Source organism: Methylobacterium oxalidis (assembly GCF_007992195.1).
Taxonomy (GTDB): Bacteria; Pseudomonadota; Alphaproteobacteria; order Rhizobiales; family Beijerinckiaceae; genus Methylobacterium; species Methylobacterium oxalidis.
Genome location: NZ_BJZU01000218.1, coordinates 1 through 4,320 on the forward strand (window position 1 = coordinate 1; position 4,320 = coordinate 4,320).

The 4,320-nt window shown below is 68.5% G+C and carries 3 protein-coding genes and 1 pseudogene; all 4 read right to left on the reverse strand.

Annotated elements, in window-relative coordinates:
- Positions 1-191: 191 nt before the first annotated feature.
- The gene (locus tag MOX02_RS29570) at positions 192-1,241 is read right to left on the reverse strand and encodes an ABC transporter ATP-binding protein (RefSeq protein WP_238180010.1); all 1,050 of its coding nucleotides are present in this window, start codon (positions 1,239-1,241) and stop codon (positions 192-194) included.
- Positions 1,242-1,532: 291 nt separating this feature from the next.
- A pseudogene (ispF, locus tag MOX02_RS29575) lies at positions 1,533-2,048 on the reverse strand (2-C-methyl-D-erythritol 2,4-cyclodiphosphate synthase); the annotation flags it as partial.
- A 67-nt stretch (positions 2,049-2,115) separates the two neighbouring features.
- Entirely contained in the window at positions 2,116-2,940 is an 825-nt protein-coding gene (locus MOX02_RS29580) for a pseudouridine synthase (RefSeq protein WP_147029343.1), read from the reverse strand.
- A gap of 10 nt (positions 2,941-2,950) precedes the next feature.
- On the reverse strand, positions 2,951-4,198 hold the full coding sequence (locus tag MOX02_RS29585) for a Glu/Leu/Phe/Val family dehydrogenase (RefSeq protein WP_147029344.1): 1,248 nt from the start codon (positions 4,196-4,198) through the stop codon (positions 2,951-2,953).
- Positions 4,199-4,320: the final 122 nt, after the last annotated feature.

Here is a 4,320-nt window from a genome sequence, read left to right on the forward strand (position 1 = left end):
GGACGAGAAGCCGGGGCGCATGCGTCCGGCGTCCGGTCGCTCGGCCTAGTCGACGTGGCAGCATCTCTCTCCTCGGTCCATGACGCCGCAGCATCCGCATCCGCGTCAGACGGAGACGAAGCATGCGTGCGCGCGGGTGGCGTGCGGGTCCGCCGGATACCGCTCTTTCTCTCAAGGGCACCGAAGCGGGCTCAGGGGGCGAGAACCACCGCCGCGTCGGGCGGAATGCCGACACGGACATCGGCTCCGATGCCGAAACGTGGATCGGTGGCGATCGGGCTGCTCACGCGGAGCAGGGCACCGTCCCGCATCCGAACCTGCCGTCGGATCCGGTCGCCGAGGAAGGTCGCCTCGGCGACTGTGCCTGCAGCCCCCTCCCCTTCGTCGGCGAGAAGGACGATGCGCTCGGGACGCACCGCCACAACCGCCGGATCGCCGGGGGCGAGCGGCCCGCCGGAGCCAGTCGCGCGGATTGGGCCGAAGCCGACTTCCACGACGACCTCGCCGTCGGCGATCCGCGGACCGAGCCGACCGTCGATCAGATTCACGTCACCGAGAAGGCCGGCGACGAAGCGGCTCGCCGGGCGCTCGTACAGGTCGGCCGCCGTGCCGATCTGTACGAGACGACCGCCTTCCATGACGCCGATGCCGTCGGCCAGGGTCATCGCTTCGGCCGGATCGTGGGTGACGACGACGAAGGTCGTGGCGAGTCTTCTCTGCAGGGCGCGCAATTCCTCCTGCGTCTCCTCGCGCAGGCCCCGATCGAGGGCGCCCAGCGGCTCGTCGAGCAGGAGCACCCGCGGCTGCCGTGCGAGCGCGCGGGCGAGAGCGACGCGCTGACGCTGGCCGCCGGAAAGGCGATCGGGTCGCCGTTCGGAGAATCCCTCGAGCCGCACCAGCCGCAGCAGCGTGGCGACGCGCTCGGCCATCTCCGCCCGGCCAAGACCGAGTCCCTGCAGCCCGTAGGCGACGTTCCGTGCGACGCTCATGTGGGGAAAGAGCGCGTAGGATTGGAACATCATGTTCACCGGACGGCGATGCGGCGGCAAGCCGGTCACGTCCGATCCGTCGATCAGGATGCCACCCGAATCCGGCGTTTCGAATCCGGCGAGCAACCGCAGCAGGGTGCTCTTGCCGCAACCCGACGGGCCGAGGAGGCAGAAGAACGTGCCCGGTTCGAGGTCGAGGGAGAGGCGATCGACGGCGACGTGTCCCTTGAACGACTTCGTGACGTCGCGAATCCGAACCTGGGATCGGCCGTCGGTCGCGTCCGCCCCCTCGGTCGGATCGCCGCTCCTTGAAGGCGCCGGCCGGCTCCGCGCGGCGAGCCGTTCCAACCGGCCTCGTGCCTGCGCTGCGCAGTTCCGCGTCTCCGGGTTGGGAGGGACGCTGCCGAGCGTCTGGATGGTCCTGATCAATTCACGCACTCCGCCAAAGCCGGAAACGGCCGGATTCCGCTCGAAGCCGCCGGAAAATCCGCCCGACGGGCCGACACGAGGCGCCGGCGTCGGACCCGCAGTCCGGACGCACGTTCACTTCCAGACGATCTCGCCGTCCATGTCGTCCGCCTCGGGCAGCCGCACGGTGGCCGCGGCCTGGGCGGCGAGCCCCTCGGCGCGGCCCACGAAGCCGAGCTTCTCCGTCGTCGTCGCCTTGATCGAGACGGCGGAGAGCGGCACGCCCGCGATCTCGGCGATGCGCGCCCGGATCGCCTCCCGGTGCTTGCCGATGCGGGGCGCCTCGGCCAGCACGGTGATGTCGAGATGGTCGATCCGGCCGCCGCGGGCCCGCACCAGCGAGACGGCGTGGGCCAGGAACTGGTCGGAGGCGGCGCCCCGCCAACGCTCGTCGCTCGGTGGGAAGTGGGTGCCGATGTCGCCGTCGGCGATGGCGCCGAGGAGAGCGTCGGTCAGCGCGTGCAGCGCCACGTCGCCGTCCGAGTGTGCGAGGACGCCCCGGTCGGCCGGGATGCGGACGCCGCCGAGCCAGACATGGTCGCCCTCCGTGAAGGCGTGCACGTCGAAGCCGGTGCCGAACCGAGTTAGAAAACGTGTCACTGCGTTCGACTCCTGCTGGTCACATTCGCGTCGCGGCGGCGATCGAGGCCCGCACCGCCTACCCGGCGGACAGCCGTGACGGGGGCAGACCACCTCCCGTCGTCCCACGTTCCGCCAAGGTCGACTTCTCGAAATCGGAGAGGTGGCGGAACCCGCCCTTCGGGAGTTCGCCGAGCGCGAGACCGCCCACCGAGACACGCACGAGTCGAACGACTTCCGCTCCGACGACCTCCATCAGCCGCCGGATCTGACGGTTCCTGCCTTCGGTCAGTACGATCTCGAGCCAGGCGTTGCGCTCGCCCGTGCGGAGCCGCTTCGCCGATCCGGCGGTCAGCTTCTCGCCCTCGTGGGTCACGCCCCCCTCCAGCCGGGTGAGAAGGGCATCGTCCAGTTGGCGATCGATCTGCACGTGGTACACCTTCTCGACGTTCGAGGCGGGATCGAGCAGGCGTTGCGCCCATCGCGTGTCGTTGGTCATGAGCAGCAGGCCTTCGCTCGCCATGTCCAATCGGCCGACAGGAGCCACGAACGGCAGCTCGTGGCCGGCGAGGCAGTCGTAGATCGTCAGACGACCCTGCGGGTCGCCGAAGGTGGTGAGCAGACCGCGCGGCTTATTGAGCATGAGGTAGACCTTGGCTTCCGAGACGAGTCGTTTGCCGTCCACGCTGATCGCGACCCTTCTGGGATCGACGCGAAACCCGGAGTCGCGCACGATCCGCCCATCGACGCGCACTCGCCCGGTCCGGACCAGAACTTCGGCCTGACTTCGGGAACACAGGCCGAACTTCGACAGCACGCGAGGCAGACTGACGGCAGGAGCGGCCGAGCCGCCCCCGGAACCGTGCCGCCCCGACGATTGGGGACGGAATCTTCCGGACGACATTATGCCCGCCCTAGCTCGTGAAGAACTGCTGCGTACCGTGCGCTTCGATCGCGCTCGCGAGCCGGGCCAACGCGTGCACGTACGCGGCGCGCCGCAGCGTCAGCTTCCTGTCCTGCGCGAGATGCCAGACGGCATCCCCTTCGCGCTCCATCGTAGCCCGCAGGCGGTCGTGAACATCCTCCAGGGACCAGTAGTATCCCTGTCGGTTCTGGACCCATTCGAAGTACGAGACGGTGACGCCGCCGGCATTCGCCAGGATGTCCGGCAGAACCGTGACGCCGCGTCGATCGAGGATCGCATCCGCTTCCGGCGTGATCGGACCGTTGGCGAGTTCCAGGACGACGCCCGCCCTGATCCGCGACGCATTGCCCTCGTGGATCATGTCCTCCAGCGCCGCGGGAACGAGGAGATCGCAATCGACCGCGACGAGATCGTCGGCGGAAATGGCGGCGACGCCCTCCGAACCCGCGAGCCCGGAAACGCCACACTCGAGCTTCGCCTCGGCCGCGCGCTCGAACGCGATGCCCTGCGGACAGTGAACCGCGCCGCGCGAATCGGACAGCGCGACGATCCTGTGCCCGTCGGCGGAGAGCAGACGAGCGATATGCTGCCCGGCATTGCCGAAACCTTGGATGGCGACGCGGGCGCTGGAAGGCAGACCCAGCCGCTCGGAAAGGTGGCGTGCAAGGTAGTAGCCGCCGCGGGCGGTCGCATCGTTGCGCCCGAGCGAGCCGCCGAGCGCCATCGGCTTGCCGGTGATGACGGCGGGCACGGACTCGCCGACGATCGACGAATACTCGTCGGCCATCCAGCCCATCACCATCGAATTCGTGTAGACGTCGGGAGCCGGGATGTCGCGGTCCGGCCCGATGACCTTGGAGAATGCCTGGATGTAGGCCCGCGACAGACGCTCCAGTTCGGACTTCGACAACGTGCGGGGATCGACGCGGACGGCGCCTTTGCCGCCGCCGTACGGCAGGTCCATCACGGCGCACTTGAAGGTCATCCAGAACGCAAGCGTCTCGACCTCCTCGACGGCCGCATCCGGATGGAAGCGGATTCCGCCCTTGGTCGGGCCGCGCGTGTCGTCGTAGCGGCACCGCCAAGCCATGAACGACTTCCGCGATCCGTCGTCCATGCGGATCATGAGACGGACCTTGGTCGTCTCTCTCGGATACTTCAGTTTTTCCAAGACGTCGGCATCGATCTCAAGATTTTGTGCCGCATCGTCGAGGCGGACCAGCGCCTGCTTGAACATTCTAACGTCCTGCAATTTGGTCGTCTCCAGTTCTTCCGATCGTGACGGATGGGGCGGCGTCGCGGGCCGAAAGCCCTCGAAGCTTCCGCTTGGCCTCGGCGAAGGCCCAGTCCAGCCAGGGA

Coding starts and splice junctions, on each gene's coding strand:
- MOX02_RS29585 (WP_147029344.1), bottom strand. CDS start 4,198: ATGTTCAAGCAGGCGCTGGTCCGCCTCGACGATGCGGCACAAAATCTT.
- MOX02_RS29580 (WP_147029343.1), bottom strand. CDS start 2,940: ATGTCGTCCGGAAGATTCCGTCCCCAATCGTCGGGGCGGCACGGTTCC.